The following is a 14,085-nucleotide window of genomic DNA, read 5'->3' on the forward strand; positions in this document are numbered from 1 at the left end:
GTCCAATTGTCCAACAGTATCCATTGCCCGCATCGGGAGCAAACGACAGATGTCGATTTTGGTCTGATGGAGATTTCATAGCCGGTTCAGCAAATCAACCGTCGGCCAGGCATCTGCGGGCAGGCCCAGCCGGGCTTGCTCAGCCTGCACTGCGGCCCGCGTTCCGGACCCCAAGATGCCGTCGATCTTGCCCACGTCGTGGCCGCGCGCCTGCAGTTTCGCCTGCAGCTGTTTCATCTGGGCACCGGTCAGGCCTGGATCGGGGTTGCCCGCAGAATAGACTTGTGCGCCTTCGAGACGCGTTCCGAAATAGGCAGCGGTCAGGACATAGACAAAGCTTTGGTTCCACTCGAAATAGACATCGAAATTCGGATAGGCCAGAAAGGCTGGCCCCTTGCGCCCCTGCGGCAGGATCAGCGAAGCCGGCATGTTGGCCAATGTCCCGCTGCGCGCCTGCACGCCCATCGCCTGCCAGTCTGACACCGGGCGCGGTTTGCCCGGCCCGCTCAGCGACCAGTCCATCTGTGCGGGCACGGTGACCTCCTGCAGCCAGGGCTGACCGGGCTGCCAGCCCAGATGAGACAGCATCTTGCCACCCGACATCAGCGCATCGGGGGCCGAGGTTTTCAGCCGCACATGCCCGTCGCCATCACCGTCCACGCCGTTTTCCAGAATGTCGCGGGGCAGCATCTGCACCATGCCGATCTCGCCCGCCCATGCGCCCGTGGTGCGGTTCGGGTCGAAATCGCCGTTCCGGAACAGCTCGATCGCGGCGAAGATCTGCGGCCGGAACAGCTCGGGGCGGCGGCAATCATGGGCCAGCGTCACTAACGCATTGCGGGTGTTGAAATCGCCCTGGAACGCGCCGTAATCCGTCTCGAACGCCCAGAAGGCCAACAGGACCCCGCGCGACACGCCGTATTCGGCCTCGATCCGGTCGAACACGGCGTCGTATTTCTGTGCCATCGCCTGGCCGCGCCTGATCCGATCCTGCGAGATCAGGCGGCGCGAGAACTCGATGAACGGTTTCTGGAACACGCCCTGCGCCCGGTCGGCCTTCAGCACCTTGGGGTCCTGCTGCACACCGTTGAAGAACGCATCGACCGTGGCCGTGTCGAACCCCTGCTGTGCCGCTTCGGCCTTCAGTCCGCGAACGAAGGCGTTGAAGCCGCCGCCGCATTGGGCAAGGGCCGGGGCGGCGAACAGGCAAGCGGCCATAAGGCCCGAGACAAAGCGCATGACGAAAACCATCCTCAGAAAACCGTGTTCAGAACAACCCACACCGTCAGTCCGGCCAACGCAAGCCCCCAAACCTGCCAAAGGATCCCGCATGCGCGGAAAACCTCCGTTGCGCCGATCGTGCGCCGGGCCTCGCCGTTGACCCAAGCCAGATCGCGCATCTGCCCGTCATAGCTGCGCGGCCCGGCCAGTGCCACGTCCAGCGCGCGGGCCATGGCGGCCTCGGGCCAGCCGGCATTGGGCGAAATGTGGCGCTGCGCGTCCGCGAAGATGGCCCGCAATTGGCGCCACTGTCCCGACAGGGCCACGATCATCAGGCAAGTCAGCCGCGCCGGGATCAGGTTCAGCAGATCGTCCAGCCGGGCGGCGGCCCAGCCGAAGTCTCGGTACGTGTCATTGAGGTACCCGATCATGCTGTCGGCGGTGTTCACCGCCTTGTAGACCAGCAGCCCCGGCAGGCCGCCCAGCAGGAACCAGAAAGCCGGGGCGATCACCCCGTCGCTGAGGTTCTCGGCGGCGCTCTCGATGGCCGAGCGCGCCACCTGGGCCTCGGTCATCTGCGAGGTGTCGCGCGACACGATCATCGCCACCGCCGCGCGTCCCTCGGGCAGGGACTGCCGCAGCGCGACGCCCACGGCGCGGACATGCGCCACCAAAGAGTTCTGTGCCAACAGGATCGCGCAGACCACGACCTCGACCGCCCAGCCAAGCCACGCCAGCGCCGCACCGACCACCCAGCCGCCCAAGACCAGTAGAAGGGCGACGAACACGCCCTTGGCCCGTCGATGTGTGCCGTGGTTCAGATGGCGGTCCAGCCAGCCGATGGCGTTGCCCATCAGCACCGCCGGGTGCCGCAGGCGCGACCACAGCCAATCGGGCTCGCCCAATGCGGCGTCCAGCAGCATCGCCAGGGCCAGCGTCAGCGCGGTGCTCACAGCGCCGCCTCGAGCCGCGACCAGCCATGCTCGGGCGGCAGGCCCAGCCGCAGGAACCGATCGGAATAGGGGAAGATGCGGCTCCAGATATGGGCCTGTGCCAGCCGGTCCTGCCACGCGGCGGCATCGTCCACGTTATACAGGCGGAACAGCGTGGTTCCGCCGACCAAATGCGCGCCCTTGCCGGTCATCAGCGTATCCAGCCGTTCCGTATCACGGGCCAGTCGGGCGCGTGTGGCCTCGGCCCAGGCCGTGTCATTCAGGGCCTGCGCGCCGATGCGCAGGGCCGGCCCGGACACCGCCCAGGGGCCGGTCAGATCGTTCAGTCGCGCGATCAGGTCGGGATGCCCGATGGCAAAGCCCAGCCGCAGACCTGCAAGTCCCCAGAACTTGCCAAAGCTTTTCAGAACGATCACGCCGGAGCGCTCGGACAGGCGGATCAATGATGCTTGGGGCGTCACGTCGCAAAAGCTTTCGTCGATCACGGTCAGCGGCGCATCGGCGTCCTCGGCCTGCCAGATCCGGCCGTCGGGATTGTTGGGATGCACGATCACCCGCGCCTGCGTCGGGCCGCCGGGCTGCACCGTCCAGCCCTGCGCGGCAAAGGCGGCGGCATGTTCGTTGTAGGTGGGCGTGGTGATCTGGACCGCACCAACGGGGGCCAGCGCCGGGATCCGCGCGATCAGGGCCGAAGCGCCCGGCGCGGGAAGAATCGCCGCGCCGTCCGGCACACCCCAGAACCGGCGGGCCGCATCGCTCAGCCGGGCAAAGGCCCCGTGGTCGGGCAGGGCGGTCCAGTCTTCGGACGTGAGGTCCGCCACCGGGTAGGGGTGCGGGTTGATCCCGGTCGACAGGTCGATCCATTCCGCTCGCGCGCCGCGGTGGCGGGCAATGGCGTCGTCCAACCCACCGCCGTGGTCACGCTTGCCGCGCGGGTTCAAGTCGTCAGTGCGGTCAGTCATGCCGGAATCGTCCAAAACGCCGAAATTACCCCGCTTCAAGCGGATTTACGCCGTTTTTACAAGCAAATCCGGTTCCTTGAAGAGCGCTGGGGCGACCGTTAACCCTTTGTTAACGAAATAACGTGATCACAGCTTATGGGGGTCGGCACCACTCACCTTATCAAGTGCCGAGGTTGTTGCAAATGAAAGTTCTGATTGTTGAGAGTAACCCCGACCTGGGTCGGGTCTGGCAGCGGCACCTGGAACGGCAGGGGGCTGAGGTTTCTCTGGTCGAAAGCCAGGAGGCAGCGATCCTTGCACTTTACGGCACGCCCTTCGACATCATAATCTTGGACCTGGTTCTGGATTCAGGCAGCGCGTTGGCGGTCGCGGATTTCGCCAGCTATCGCCGCCCGGATGCCCGGGTGATCTTCGTCACCAACACAACGTTCTTTTCCGACGGATCGATCTTTGCGCACAGCCCCAACGCCTGCGCCTATGTCCAGAGCGGAACGCCGCCCGAAGATCTGGCGGCGATGGTCGAACACTACGCCGCGGGGCGTTGATCGCGTCCGTGCGGCTCCCAATAGTCCAGGGTGGGGTTGATCGGGATGATCCGGTGCGGATTGATGCTGTCGTGACTGTAGTGATAGTGCCGCACGATATGGTGCATGTTTACCGTGCCCGCCACGCCCGGCCATTGATACAGTTCGCGCGTGTAGGCCCACAGGTTGGGATAGTCGATCAGCCGCCTGCGGTTGCACTTGAAATGCAGGTGATAGACCGGGTCGAACCGGATCAGGGTCGTGAACAGGCGCCAGTCGGCCTCGGTCAGGCGATCCCCCATCAGGTAACGGTTGGTGGACAGCCGATCTTCCAGCCAATCCAGCGTGTCGAACAGGGGGTGCACGGCCGCGTCATAGGCCTCCTGCGTGGTGGCAAAGCCGGATTTGTAGACGCCGTTGTTCACGTTTGAATAGACCCGCGCATTGACCTCTTCGATCTCGTCGCGCATCTCGGAAGGCCAGTAGTCGTCGGTGTTGCCGGTGATTTGGTCGAAGGCCGAATTGAACATGCGGATGATTTCCGAGCTTTCATTCGACACGATGGTCTCTTGCACCTTGTCCCACAGGATCGGCACCGTCACCCGGCCCGAGTAGTTCGGGTCGGCGCGTGTGTAGACCTGATAGGCATAGTCCAGCCCATACAAAGCATCGCCGGTGGCGCCGTGATCGTCGGTCTGAAAAGTCCATCCGCGGTCCAGCATGTCCGGATGAACCACCGATACGGTGATCAGGTCCTGAAGTTCCTTGAGCTGGCGGAAGATCAACGTCCGATGCGCCCATGGGCAGGCCAGGCTGACATACAGGTGATATCGCCCGGCTTCAGCCTTGAAACCGTCCTTGCCCGAGGGACCTGCACTGCCATCGGTCGTTATCCAGTTTCGAAACTGGGCAGCCGAACGTTTGAACGCTCCGCCGGTGGATTTTGTGTCGTACCAGGTGTCGTGCCAGGTGCCGTCGACCAACAGGCCCATCTTGGATCCTCCGTTTCCGTGTCCGGACAAAGCTTAGTGCGACAGAGCCGCAGTTCACATCGCCGACGGCGCGCAGCATCTCTGCGCAGTCGCACAGTGCCGCCAGGGATGTCTGTGCAACAAATCGCCCACAGGTCCACGGCAACGGTCGGGCTTCACTGGATTTTTACGAAGATACCCCCACAATAGATAGCATAGCTTGGGGGGAATTTTGATGAGTACTTATGTTTCCAAGGAAATTAGCGCCGAATTGGATGCGGCCCGAATCGCATCGCTCAAGAAGTCCAGCCGCCTGCGGGTGGAAATGGGCGACAATACCTACAGAATCCTCAAATTGTGGAAGGATGGTTTCGCCGTCGAGGCCGAGACAACACCGCGTCTGCGTGGACTGGTCGATATTTTTGATGGCGCCAACCACCTGTATCAATGCCTGATCGTCGCTGACGAGGAAGACGGCGGCCAGATGCGATATGAGTTCAAGCGCAGCACCGTCGCGGCGGACAAGGCGCCACTGGATTTCTATCGCGCGCCGGATGCCCCAATCGCCCTTCTCGGCAAAGACGACTAGGGCAGATCGTTCACGCGGCCTTATTGAAGGTCGGAAAAAGCAAGTTTCAAACGGGCGCACGCGTCCTCGACCCGCGCCCGCTGAGTAGCGAGATTGAACCGTTCGAAGGTCTCGCCTCCCGTTCCAAAACCTGGGCCGGATGACGTTGCGATCCGCGCATCATCGCGCAGACGGCGCACGAATTCGGCGTGATCCATGCCGGTGCCCGAGAAGTCGACCCAGGCCAGGTAGGTTGCCTGCAAGGGCATCGACCACAGACCGGGGATTTCGGAGATCGCTGCATCGAATATCGCGCGGTTGCCCCTCAGGTGGTCGATCTGGGCATCCACCCATTGCGCACCTTCGGGCGTGTAGGCCGCGGTGATCATCGCCACGCCAAGTGCGCTGGGGTCATAGTCCAACGTGTTCAGCCGGTGACGCATCTGCGCCCGCAGCGTGTCGTCGGGAATGATCATGTTCCCGGTGCGCTGGCCTGCGATATTGAAGGTCTTGGATGCCGCTGTCAGCGTCACCGTCCAGGGCCGTGCATCCGGCGCGGCCACGTCCATCGGCACGAATTTGTGCCCGGGATAGACCAGATCGTGATGGATCTCGTCCGAGATCAGGATCAGCCCGTTGCGTTCGGCAAAGGCCGCCACCGCGCGCAGCTCGTCCGGTGTCCAGACCCGCCCCGACGGGTTCTGTGGCGAACACCAGATCAACATCCGTTCCGACCCGTCCAGCCGCGACTGTGCGTCGTCCAGGTCGATCTCATAGGTGTCGCCGGCCCGCACCAGCGGGCATTCCACCACCCGGCGGCCGGTCTTGTTCACCTTGTGCGCAAACTCGTGATAGACGGGCGTGAAGATCACCACCCCGTCCCCCGGCTCGGTCCAGACATCGAGGCTCAGCGCGATGGCGTTGCCCAGACCTTGCGAGGTCAGGATCCAATCGGTGTCGATCGCCCAGTCGTGACGGTTCTGCATCCACCACCGCACCGCCTGCAGATAGGCCGGGTGCTGCCAGGAATAGCCGAACACCCCGTGATCGGCCGCGCGGCGCACCGCCTCGATCACGCAGGGCGCGGTGGCATAGTCGGAATCGGCGGTCCACATGGCCAGCCCGTCCTCGGGCGAGACGCCGAACAGCTGCTCCATCTTGTCCCATTTCGAGCTGAAGGTGCCCCGGCGGTCGATGAGGTCGTTGAAAGTCATGTCTGCTCCATTCGTTGGCCTGAAAGCTATCGGGAAATTCGCCCGGCGCAAGGGGGGCGTTGCGGCCACGCGCGCGATGACCTAAATCAGCCCCATGAAACGCAACATCCTGATCCATCCCGATCCCCGCCTGAAAAAGGTCTGTGCGCCCGTGGACGACCTGTCGGACGAGCTGCGCGCGCTGGCCGACGACATGCTGGAAACCATGTATGATGCGCCGGGCATCGGGCTGGCCGCGCCCCAGATCGGCGTGCTGGAACGGCTGATCGTTCTGGATTGCGTCAAAGAGGAAGGCGCCACCCCCCGCCCGCTGGTGATGTTCAACCCCGAGATCATCTCGGCCTCGGACGAAACCAGCGTCTACGAGGAAGGCTGCCTGTCGATCCCCGATCAGTTCGCCGAGGTCACCCGCCCGGCCGAGGTCGAGGTTGCCTGGATGGACAAGAACGGCAAGGCGCAGCGCGAAACCTTCGACGGGCTCTGGGCCACCTGCGTGCAGCACGAGATCGACCACCTGAACGGCAAGCTGTTCATCGACTATCTCAAGCCGCTGAAACGGCAGATGATCACGCGCAAGATGGTCAAGCTCAAGCGTGAGCTGGCCCGCGCATGACCGTCCGCCCCTGCCTGCCGTGGCCCGACAAGCGCCTGCGCACCAAGGCCGAACCAGTGACTGAAATTACCGACGAGATCCGCGCCATCTGGGACGACATGATCGACACGATGGAGGCGATGCCCGGCGTCGGCCTGGCGGCGCCCCAGATCGGCGTGATGCTGCGGCTGGCGGTCGTGGACGGCTCGGCCGAGCGTGGCCGCGCAGTGCGCCTGGCCAACCCCGAAATCCTGCACAGCTCGATCGAACTGCGCGAGCATGACGAGGCCAGCCCGAACCTGCCGGGCGTGTCGGCCAAGATCAAACGTCCGCGTGCGGTGACGGTCCGGTTCCTCAATGAAAAAGGCGAGATCGACCGGCGCGATTTCGTCGGCATCGAAGCCACCAGCGTGCAGCACCAGATCGACCATCTGAACGGCCGGATGTATTTTGACCGTCTCAGCAAGGTCAAACGCGACATGCTGCTGCGCAAGGCGAAAAAGGCGGGGTAGGGCGGCATGCGCGTCATCTTCATGGGAACGCCCGAGTTTTCGGTGCCGGTGCTGGATGCGCTGGTGCAGGCCGGGCACGAGATCGCCGCCGTCTATTGCCAGCCCCCGCGCCCGGCCGGTCGCGGCAAGAAGGACCGGCCCACGCCGGTGCATGCCCGCGCCGAGGCGCTGGGCCTGCCGGTGCGCCATCCCACCTCGCTGAAATCGCCCGGGGAACAGGCCGCCTTTGCTGCGCTGAAGGCCGATGTGGCCGTGGTCGTGGCCTATGGGCTGATCCTGCCGCAGCCGATTCTGGACGCACCCCGGCATGGCTGCCTGAACATCCACGCCAGCCTGCTACCGCGCTGGCGCGGGGCCGCGCCGATCCACCGGGCGATCATTGCGGGCGATGCCGAGACCGGCGTCTGTATCATGCAGATGGAGGCCGGCCTGGACACCGGCCCCGTCCTGCTGCGTCAGGCCACCCCGATCGGACCCGAGGAAACCACCGCCCAGCTGCATGACCGCCTGTCGGCGATGGGCGCCGATCTGATCGTGCAGGCTCTGGACCGCCTGCCCGAGCTGACTCCCGAACCGCAGCCCGAGGTCGGCGTGACCTATGCCGCAAAAATCGACAAGGCCGAGGCCCGCGTGGACTGGTCGCGCCCAGCTGTCGAAGTCGATCGCCAGATCCGCGGCCTGTCGCCCTTTCCCGGCGCCTGGACTCAGATTGAGGGCGAGCGCGTCAAGCTGCTCGCCTCGCGCCTGTCGGACGGGCAGGGCATGCCGGGCGAGGTGCTGGACGACGCGCTGCGCGTGGCCTGCGGCACCGGCGCAGTCGAACTGCTGCGCTTGCAACGGGCGGGCAAGGCGGCGCAGGATAGGGAAACCTTCCTGCGGGGCTGGCCGATCCCGGCCGGAACCCGCCTCGGCTCGGAGACGTCCTGATGTTCATGGTGATGATGGGTACCGTCGTGATTGCCGGCATCGTCGGCTATCTGTCCGAGGTGACGGGCTTTACCCACAACGGGTATCTGCAATCCATCATCATCTGCGTGGGCGGGGCGTTCCTGTTCTATTTCATCCGCATCATGTTCGGCATCAGCTTTGGACCGCCTGGGCTGGATGCGGTGATCTCGTCGGTGGGGGCCTTGATCATCGTGCCCACGCACTGGAGGAAATGAGATGCCCGTCCTTGCCTTGATCGTCATCGGCGCCGCGGCCGGATTTCTGGCCACCCGCCTGATGCGGATCGAGGCGGACATCCCCACCACCCTGCTGATCGGTATCGCCGGGGCCGTGGTGGGCGGGCTGATCATGCGCGCCTTGCTGACGGTCATGGGCTGGATGCCCGGATTCGTCGGCGCGGTGCTGGGCGCGCTGCTGCTGATCTGGATCTGGAAGACCTATTTCCGGCGTTGATGCGGCAGGCCGCAGGCCACGCTAGACAGTGCTTTGGCAATCAACTAGGCATCGGCAATGAAAAACTATTTTTTCCCACAAGCTTATAACAACGCATGGGCCAACCACCGAATTCTGGAGGCTTGCGCGCAATTGCCCCCCGAAGAACTGGCGAAGCACCGTACTGGTTTCTTCCCGTCCATCATCGAGACTCTCAATCACATTTATACGGTTGATCTTTTCTACGTCACCGCTCTGGAAGGCCGGCCAATGGGATTGGACGCCTTCGACCCGGAAACTCCCTATCCCGACTTGCCCGAGCTTTCGGCGCACCAACGCGCCATCGACCGACGTTTCGTGGATGTTTGCCGCGATGAGAAGGTTTTGGATGAAACTGCACGCGTCAGGATTCCACGTGGGGAATTGGTGCAAGTCGAGCGGTACGACCGCACGATCCTGCACTTGCTGCAGCACCAGATTCACCATCGGGGGCAAGTGCATTCGATGCTTTCGGACACGATGATCGCTCCGCCGCAATTGGATGAGTTCTTCATGGAGTGGGAGGCTGACAGATCGTTGCGGGCCGAAGATTTCACATCTCTGAACCTGACCGAGGAAGAGGTCTGGCGCGGCCTCTAGCTCCGCGGCGGGCGTGCCTTGTAGACCGGCAACTGCCAGCCGAACAGCAGCGATCCGGCCCGCAATGCCCAGCAGGAGAGTGCGCACAGGCCCAGCGCCAGCAGCGTCTCCAGCCCCAGACGGGTGGCCAACACGGCCACAAGCGCCCCGGTGAAGGCGCATGAGACATAGAGCTCGCCCTGTTTCAGCACCAGCGGCACCTCGTTGCAGACCACGTCGCGCATCAGCCCGCCCAGGCAACCGGTGGTCACACCCATCAACACCACGATCACGCCCGACTGACCCAGCGCCAGCGCCGCGCCAGTTCCCGCGGCCGCGGCGATCGACAGCGCGAAACTGTCCAGCCAGACCAACCAGTTGTAGCGGCTTTCGACCAGATGCGCGGTGAAAAACACGACCACCGCCGCCGCCACCGCGATCAGGATATAGTCAGGTTGGCCCACCCAGAAGACCGGGTGCCGATCCAGCAGCAGATCACGCACCGTGCCACCGCCCACCGCCGTCAGACAGGCGATGAAGGCAAATCCCACAAGATCCAGCTGCGCCCGGCTGGCCACCAGCGCCCCGGTCAGCGCAAAGACCAGAACCGAGGCATAGTCCAGCAGGGCCAGACCGCTCATGTGCGGGCCTTTTTCGGCTTGAAAGGGGCCATGCCTGCGCGTGCCAACTCATCTGCGCGTTCGTTTTCGGGGTGGCCGGCATGGCCCTTGACCCATTCCCAGGTCACGTCATGGAGCTGTTGGGCTTCGTCCAGCCGCTGCCACAGGTCCACGTTCTTGACGGGCTTCTTGCTTGCGGTCTTCCAGCCGTTGCGCTTCCACCCGTGGATCCAGCCCGTCACCCCGTTTTTCACATAGGCGCTGTCGGTCACGATTGTGATCTTCGAGGGCCGCTCCAATGTTTCGAGCGCGCTGATCGCGGCCAGAAGCTCCATCCGGTTGTTGGTGGTCTCGGCCTCGCCGCCGCTCAACTCGCGCTCTTTCAGGACGGTTTCTCCATCCATCGCCCGCAGCAGCACGCCCCAGCCCCCCGGGCCGGGATTGCCGGAACAGGCACCATCGGTATAGGCAAACAGATCAGGCATGGGCCAGCACCAGAATGAAACCGTCATAAGAACCGGCCAGCCCCTTTCCCATACCGGTGGTGACACGGTCAATGACGAACCCGGCCTCGACCAACGCGGTCTCGATCTCGGGGCGCGTGAAATAGGTGTAGTAGCGGTCCAGTTCGTCGCGATGCTCTCCGGTGCCCAGTTTGAGGCCCAGAAAGAACACGCCGCCCGGCTTCAGGGCCCGGTGGATGGCGGCCAGGTGTCGCGGGAATTCGGCGCGCGGGGCGTGCAGCAGGGAAAAGCTGGCATAGACCCCATCGTATTCGGCCGTTTCGGTCACGTCGTCGAACGTGCCCAAATGCGCGTCCACGCCATTTGCGCGGGCGTGTTCGACAAAGGCAGGTGTGGCGTCCAGCGCCCGAACCCGCAGCCCCTGGCGCAGAAAGAAACCGCTGTCCGAACCCGGACCCGACCCCAGATCCAGCACCAGCCCGTCGCCGACCGCCTGCGCAAATGCTGCGCGCGCCTCGATCTGTTCGGGCGGCAGCGGCACTTTCAGATAGTCGTCCACACGGGTTGTGTAGGCGTCGATGGTTCGTTTGTCGCTCACAGGACTACTCCGACGGCCAGGCAAGTCAGCACGACGGCGCTCAGCAGCAGCCGCAGTTTCATCCACCAGCGCGGGGTCAGGCCCCAGGACCAGAACAGCGCGTCCAGCACCAGCAGCCCGGCAAAGCCGATCATCAGGTTGGTGCCCGCGTCGACCGGCCCGCCGCCGGTGGTGAAGAACGCCCACAGCGCCGGCAGTACCGACAACCCATAGCACAGCGCCGCCCGGCTGCCCGAGGTCTTCGTGGCAAAACCCCAAAGAACGCCGGACATGAAGCTGAGGATCACAGCGCCATAAAACAGCTGCACATAGGGCCCCACGAACCGGGGACCCAGCGCGCGGCTGCCCCAGTCGTTCAGGTCTCCGCTTAGGTAGGTCAGCGCGCCCCAGACGAAGGGGATCAGACCGGCCAGGCCCAGAACCAATGGTGCGCGGGGGATGCCGCTCATGCGGGCACGCGCAGAATGCGGGGCACCTTGAACTCGACATTCTCGGCGGCGGTTTCGACGGTTTCGACGGTCACGTCAAAGCGGTCGCGGAAGGCGTCGATCACCTCGTTCACCAGAACTTCGGGGGCCGAGGCACCGGCGGTGATGGCGATGCTGGAAATCCCCTCGAGCGCCCGCCAGTCGATGTCGGTGGCGCGCTGCACCAGCTGGGCATAGGTGCAGCCCGCCTTGGACGCCACCTCGACCAGGCGGCGCGAATTCGAGGAGTTGGGCGCACCCACCACCAGCAGCGCATCCGACCTGGGTGCGACGGTCTTCACCGCTTCCTGGCGGTTGGTGGTGGCATAGCAGATGTCTTCCTTGTGTGGGCCGACGATGGCCGGGAACCGGTCCTGCAGCGCGGCCACGATGTCGCGCGTATCGTCCACCGACAAGGTGGTCTGGGTGACGAAGGCCAGTTTATCGGGGTCGCGGACCTGTACCCCGGCCACGTCGTCAACCGTTTCCACCAGCAGAACTTCGCCCTCGGGCAGCTGGCCCATGGTGCCGACGGTTTCGGGGTGGCCCTTGTGCCCGATCATGATCATCTGCAACCCGGCCTCAGCGTGGCGCTGGGCCTCGATATGGACCTTGGACACCAGCGGGCAGGTGGCGTCGACATAGATCATCTCGCGCGCGGCTGCGGCTGCGGGCACCGATTTGGGCACGCCGTGGGCGGAAAAGATCACCGGCCGGTCATCGGGGCATTCGTCCAGTTCTTCTACAAAGACGGCACCCTTGGCGCGCAGCCCGTCCACGACGAACTTGTTGTGCACGATCTCATGCCGGACATAGACCGGGGCGCCCCATTTCTGCAGGGCCATTTCCACGATCTTGATCGCGCGGTCCACGCCAGCGCAGAACCCGCGCGGGGCGGCCAGATACAGGGTCAGGGGGGGCTTGGTCATGCGTCTGTCTCCTTGAAAGGGACAGGTAAGGCTTTTCCACCTGTTGGTCCAGTCAGGACAGCCTTGTCACCATGCTGACATGAAGTCCTGTTAGCCAATACCCGTTTGAGCACGGGTTCTTGATTAAAGAAGCGCGGCCAGGACACGAAGTCCTGACCGCGCGATTGCTCCACATGTGTGAGTGGTGGATGGCGGAGTTCTTATTTTCCTGCGACGGCTACCGTACGCGGTTCATCGGACACGTCCCGCGGAGGGCGTCCGATCACGTCGCGCAGGTCGTCAAGCTCGATGAAATTGTCGGCCTGACGACGCAGCTCGTCCGAAATCATCGGCGGCTGGCTGCGGATGGTCGAGACGACCGACACGCGCACGCCCTGACGTTGCAGGCTGGCAATCAGCGGGCGGAAATCCCCATCACCCGAAAACAGCACGATATGATCCACGCGCGGCGCAAGCTCCATGGCATCGACGGTCAGTTCGATGTCCATATTCCCCTTGACCTTACGGCGCCCCATGCTGTCGGTGTATTCCTTGGCCGGCTTGGTCACCATGGTGAAGCCATTGTAATGCAGCCAATCGACAAGTGGACGGATCGGTGAGTATTCGTCGTTTTCTAGCAGCGCTGTGTAGTAGAAGGCTCTGAGAAGCTTGCCTCGACGCATGAATTCCTGGCGAAGCAACTTGTAATCGATGTCAAACCCCAGTGCTTTTGCGGCGGCGTACAGATTCGAGCCGTCGATGAACAGCGCAAGCCGTTCGTCCTTGTAAAACATTAATTTGTCCTTCCGGTATCGCTCAACGCGCGGAGGTGTCTGTGAGTGAAAAAAATAAATTCGCGCATTGATGCCTTTAAAATAGGCTATTTGACCTGTATCGCAAGTATTCTCTGAACGGAATACGGGGATAAAAGTGGTCAAATCCATGTCAAAAGTGGTCGTGGCGTTGGGGGCAAATCTCACCTTGAGAGGAAACGGGCCCAAGGTGACACTCGCGCAGGCTCTCGAGGTCATGGAGGCCAAGGGGCTGGTGATTCGGGCCAAAAGCCGGCTGTTTTCGACCACCTGCTTCCCTGCGGGCGCCGGCCCGGACTACGTGAACGCAGCCGCTGTGATCGAGACGGAACTGGATCCGCGCGGTGTTCTGGACCTGCTGCACGAGGTCGAGGCCGAGTTCGGCCGCGCCAGGGTTCAGCGTTGGGGTATGCGCACACTTGATCTTGATCTTGTCTGCTGGGACGACCGCGTTCTGCCGGACCTGGACGGATACCGCCGCTGGTTGGATTTGCCGATGGACCAGCAGGTGCGATCCGCGCCCGAACAACTGATAGTGCCGCACCCGCGGCTGCAGGACCGGGCATTCGTGCTGGTTCCAATGGCTGACGTCGCGCCCGATTGGCGCCATCCGGTGCTGGATTTGACCGTCCGGGAAATGATCGGACAGCTGCCTGCGGACGAGGTTGCCGCCGTAACCCCCCTCTGAGCCGCCAATGCTG

At 63.6% G+C, this 14,085-nt stretch carries 20 protein-coding genes; 9 read left to right on the forward strand and 11 right to left on the reverse strand.

Annotated elements, in window-relative coordinates; translation table 11 throughout:
* Positions 1-75: 75 nt before the first annotated feature.
* Genes GOW72_RS17990 through cobD form a run of 3 tightly spaced genes read right to left on the reverse strand, consistent with a single transcriptional unit; the run spans position 76 to position 3,136 of the window.
* Entirely contained in the window at positions 76-1,239 is a 1,164-nt protein-coding gene (locus GOW72_RS17990; RefSeq protein WP_170367933.1) for a lytic murein transglycosylase, read from the reverse strand.
* 14 nt (positions 1,240-1,253) lie between these two features.
* Positions 1,254-2,174, reverse strand: a complete 921-nt coding sequence (gene cbiB, locus GOW72_RS17995; RefSeq protein WP_170367935.1) for an adenosylcobinamide-phosphate synthase CbiB — start codon at positions 2,172-2,174, stop codon at positions 1,254-1,256.
* Positions 2,171-3,136, reverse strand: coding sequence for a threonine-phosphate decarboxylase CobD (gene cobD / locus GOW72_RS18000; RefSeq protein ID WP_170367937.1), 966 nt, complete (start codon positions 3,134-3,136; stop codon positions 2,171-2,173). Before cobD ends, cbiB begins: the two co-directional genes overlap by 4 nt.
* 182 nt (positions 3,137-3,318) lie before the next feature.
* Between cobD and GOW72_RS18005 the strand changes: the two genes are divergently transcribed.
* Positions 3,319-3,681: a response regulator transcription factor gene (locus GOW72_RS18005; RefSeq protein WP_170342693.1), complete on the forward strand. Its 363-nt coding sequence runs from the start codon at positions 3,319-3,321 to the stop codon at positions 3,679-3,681.
* Here GOW72_RS18005 and GOW72_RS18010 read toward each other — a convergent pair.
* Positions 3,663-4,652 carry a glutathione S-transferase family protein gene (locus GOW72_RS18010; protein WP_170367939.1) on the reverse strand — a complete coding sequence of 330 codons (990 nt, stop codon included), beginning with the start codon at positions 4,650-4,652 and terminating at the stop codon, positions 3,663-3,665. The two genes, GOW72_RS18005 and GOW72_RS18010, sit on opposite strands and share 19 nt — an antisense overlap.
* 214 nt (positions 4,653-4,866) lie before the next feature.
* Between GOW72_RS18010 and GOW72_RS18015 the strand changes: the two genes are divergently transcribed.
* A complete protein-coding gene (locus tag GOW72_RS18015) occupies positions 4,867-5,220 on the forward strand; it encodes a hypothetical protein (protein ID WP_093965240.1) in 354 nt (117 codons plus the stop codon).
* Between the two features lie 20 nt (positions 5,221-5,240).
* On the opposite strand, the gene GOW72_RS18020 is transcribed toward GOW72_RS18015, so the two are convergent.
* The gene (locus GOW72_RS18020) at positions 5,241-6,413 is read right to left on the reverse strand and encodes a MalY/PatB family protein (RefSeq protein ID WP_170367941.1); all 1,173 of its coding nucleotides are present in this window, start codon (positions 6,411-6,413) and stop codon (positions 5,241-5,243) included.
* A 94-nt stretch (positions 6,414-6,507) separates the two neighbouring features.
* On the opposite strand from GOW72_RS18020, the gene def (GOW72_RS18025) reads away from it, so the two are divergent.
* Genes def (GOW72_RS18025) through GOW72_RS18050 form a run of 6 tightly spaced genes read left to right on the forward strand, consistent with a single transcriptional unit; the run spans position 6,508 to position 9,536 of the window.
* Positions 6,508-7,026 (forward strand): peptide deformylase, encoded by a 519-nt coding sequence (def, locus tag GOW72_RS18025; RefSeq protein ID WP_170361514.1) that lies wholly within the window; start codon positions 6,508-6,510, stop codon positions 7,024-7,026.
* Positions 7,023-7,517, forward strand: coding sequence for a peptide deformylase (gene def / locus GOW72_RS18030; protein ID WP_005981313.1), 495 nt, complete (start codon positions 7,023-7,025; stop codon positions 7,515-7,517). The genes def (GOW72_RS18025) and def (GOW72_RS18030) overlap by 4 nt, the downstream gene beginning before the upstream one ends.
* 6 nt (positions 7,518-7,523) lie before the next feature.
* Positions 7,524-8,444, forward strand: a complete 921-nt coding sequence (fmt, locus tag GOW72_RS18035; protein ID WP_170367943.1) for a methionyl-tRNA formyltransferase — start codon at positions 7,524-7,526, stop codon at positions 8,442-8,444.
* On the forward strand, positions 8,444-8,680 hold the full coding sequence (locus GOW72_RS18040) for a hypothetical protein (protein ID WP_005981317.1): 237 nt from the start codon (positions 8,444-8,446) through the stop codon (positions 8,678-8,680). The genes fmt and GOW72_RS18040 overlap by 1 nt, the downstream gene beginning before the upstream one ends.
* Position 8,681: 1 nt before the next feature.
* Positions 8,682-8,918: a GlsB/YeaQ/YmgE family stress response membrane protein gene (locus tag GOW72_RS18045; RefSeq protein WP_149776373.1), complete on the forward strand. Its 237-nt coding sequence runs from the start codon at positions 8,682-8,684 to the stop codon at positions 8,916-8,918.
* A 57-nt stretch (positions 8,919-8,975) separates the two neighbouring features.
* A complete protein-coding gene (locus GOW72_RS18050) occupies positions 8,976-9,536 on the forward strand; it encodes a DinB family protein (RefSeq protein ID WP_170361520.1) in 561 nt (186 codons plus the stop codon).
* Here GOW72_RS18050 and GOW72_RS18055 read toward each other — a convergent pair.
* The 6 genes from GOW72_RS18055 to GOW72_RS18080 form a co-directional block, all read right to left on the reverse strand.
* A complete protein-coding gene (locus GOW72_RS18055; protein WP_170343413.1) occupies positions 9,533-10,156 on the reverse strand; it encodes a trimeric intracellular cation channel family protein in 624 nt (207 codons plus the stop codon). The two genes, GOW72_RS18050 and GOW72_RS18055, sit on opposite strands and share 4 nt — an antisense overlap.
* Entirely contained in the window at positions 10,153-10,620 is a 468-nt protein-coding gene (gene rnhA / locus GOW72_RS18060; RefSeq protein WP_170367945.1) for a ribonuclease HI, read from the reverse strand. Before rnhA ends, GOW72_RS18055 begins: the two co-directional genes overlap by 4 nt.
* The gene (locus GOW72_RS18065; RefSeq protein WP_170367947.1) at positions 10,613-11,197 is read right to left on the reverse strand and encodes a methyltransferase domain-containing protein; all 585 of its coding nucleotides are present in this window, start codon (positions 11,195-11,197) and stop codon (positions 10,613-10,615) included. Before GOW72_RS18065 ends, rnhA begins: the two co-directional genes overlap by 8 nt.
* Complete coding sequence (locus GOW72_RS18070) at positions 11,194-11,646, reverse strand: DUF3429 domain-containing protein (protein WP_170361528.1); 453 nt, start codon at positions 11,644-11,646, stop codon at positions 11,194-11,196. The genes GOW72_RS18065 and GOW72_RS18070 overlap by 4 nt, the downstream gene beginning before the upstream one ends.
* Positions 11,643-12,593: a 4-hydroxy-3-methylbut-2-enyl diphosphate reductase gene (ispH, locus tag GOW72_RS18075; RefSeq protein WP_170367949.1), complete on the reverse strand. Its 951-nt coding sequence runs from the start codon at positions 12,591-12,593 to the stop codon at positions 11,643-11,645. The genes GOW72_RS18070 and ispH overlap by 4 nt, the downstream gene beginning before the upstream one ends.
* Before the next feature lie 200 nt (positions 12,594-12,793).
* A complete protein-coding gene (locus GOW72_RS18080; RefSeq protein WP_093965260.1) occupies positions 12,794-13,366 on the reverse strand; it encodes a LabA-like NYN domain-containing protein in 573 nt (190 codons plus the stop codon).
* 136 nt (positions 13,367-13,502) lie between these two features.
* Here GOW72_RS18080 and folK point away from each other — a divergent pair, with 136 nt between their 5' ends.
* Positions 13,503-14,072: a 2-amino-4-hydroxy-6-hydroxymethyldihydropteridine diphosphokinase gene (gene folK / locus GOW72_RS18085; RefSeq protein ID WP_425328554.1), complete on the forward strand. Its 570-nt coding sequence runs from the start codon at positions 13,503-13,505 to the stop codon at positions 14,070-14,072.
* Positions 14,073-14,085 lie beyond the last annotated feature (13 nt).

The organism is Ruegeria arenilitoris (assembly GCF_013032855.1).
Classification (GTDB): Bacteria; Pseudomonadota; Alphaproteobacteria; order Rhodobacterales; family Rhodobacteraceae; genus Ruegeria; species Ruegeria arenilitoris.

Coding starts and splice junctions, on each gene's coding strand:
- rnhA (WP_170367945.1), bottom strand. CDS start 10,620: ATGCCTGATCTGTTTGCCTATACCGATGGTGCCTGTTCCGGCAATCCC.
- GOW72_RS18070 (WP_170361528.1), bottom strand. CDS start 11,646: ATGAGCGGCATCCCCCGCGCACCATTGGTTCTGGGCCTGGCCGGTCTG.
- def (WP_005981313.1), top strand. CDS start 7,023: ATGACCGTCCGCCCCTGCCTGCCGTGGCCCGACAAGCGCCTGCGCACC.
- GOW72_RS18005 (WP_170342693.1), top strand. CDS start 3,319: ATGAAAGTTCTGATTGTTGAGAGTAACCCCGACCTGGGTCGGGTCTGG.
- ispH (WP_170367949.1), bottom strand. CDS start 12,593: ATGACCAAGCCCCCCCTGACCCTGTATCTGGCCGCCCCGCGCGGGTTC.
- GOW72_RS18080 (WP_093965260.1), bottom strand. CDS start 13,366: ATGTTTTACAAGGACGAACGGCTTGCGCTGTTCATCGACGGCTCGAAT.
- GOW72_RS17990 (WP_170367933.1), bottom strand. CDS start 1,239: ATGCGCTTTGTCTCGGGCCTTATGGCCGCTTGCCTGTTCGCCGCCCCG.
- GOW72_RS18055 (WP_170343413.1), bottom strand. CDS start 10,156: ATGAGCGGTCTGGCCCTGCTGGACTATGCCTCGGTTCTGGTCTTTGCG.
- GOW72_RS18020 (WP_170367941.1), bottom strand. CDS start 6,413: ATGACTTTCAACGACCTCATCGACCGCCGGGGCACCTTCAGCTCGAAA.
- cobD (WP_170367937.1), bottom strand. CDS start 3,136: ATGACTGACCGCACTGACGACTTGAACCCGCGCGGCAAGCGTGACCAC.
- GOW72_RS18045 (WP_149776373.1), top strand. CDS start 8,682: ATGCCCGTCCTTGCCTTGATCGTCATCGGCGCCGCGGCCGGATTTCTG.
- GOW72_RS18050 (WP_170361520.1), top strand. CDS start 8,976: ATGAAAAACTATTTTTTCCCACAAGCTTATAACAACGCATGGGCCAAC.
- GOW72_RS18040 (WP_005981317.1), top strand. CDS start 8,444: ATGTTCATGGTGATGATGGGTACCGTCGTGATTGCCGGCATCGTCGGC.
- GOW72_RS18010 (WP_170367939.1), bottom strand. CDS start 4,652: ATGGGCCTGTTGGTCGACGGCACCTGGCACGACACCTGGTACGACACA.
- def (WP_170361514.1), top strand. CDS start 6,508: ATGAAACGCAACATCCTGATCCATCCCGATCCCCGCCTGAAAAAGGTC.
- GOW72_RS18015 (WP_093965240.1), top strand. CDS start 4,867: ATGAGTACTTATGTTTCCAAGGAAATTAGCGCCGAATTGGATGCGGCC.
- fmt (WP_170367943.1), top strand. CDS start 7,524: ATGCGCGTCATCTTCATGGGAACGCCCGAGTTTTCGGTGCCGGTGCTG.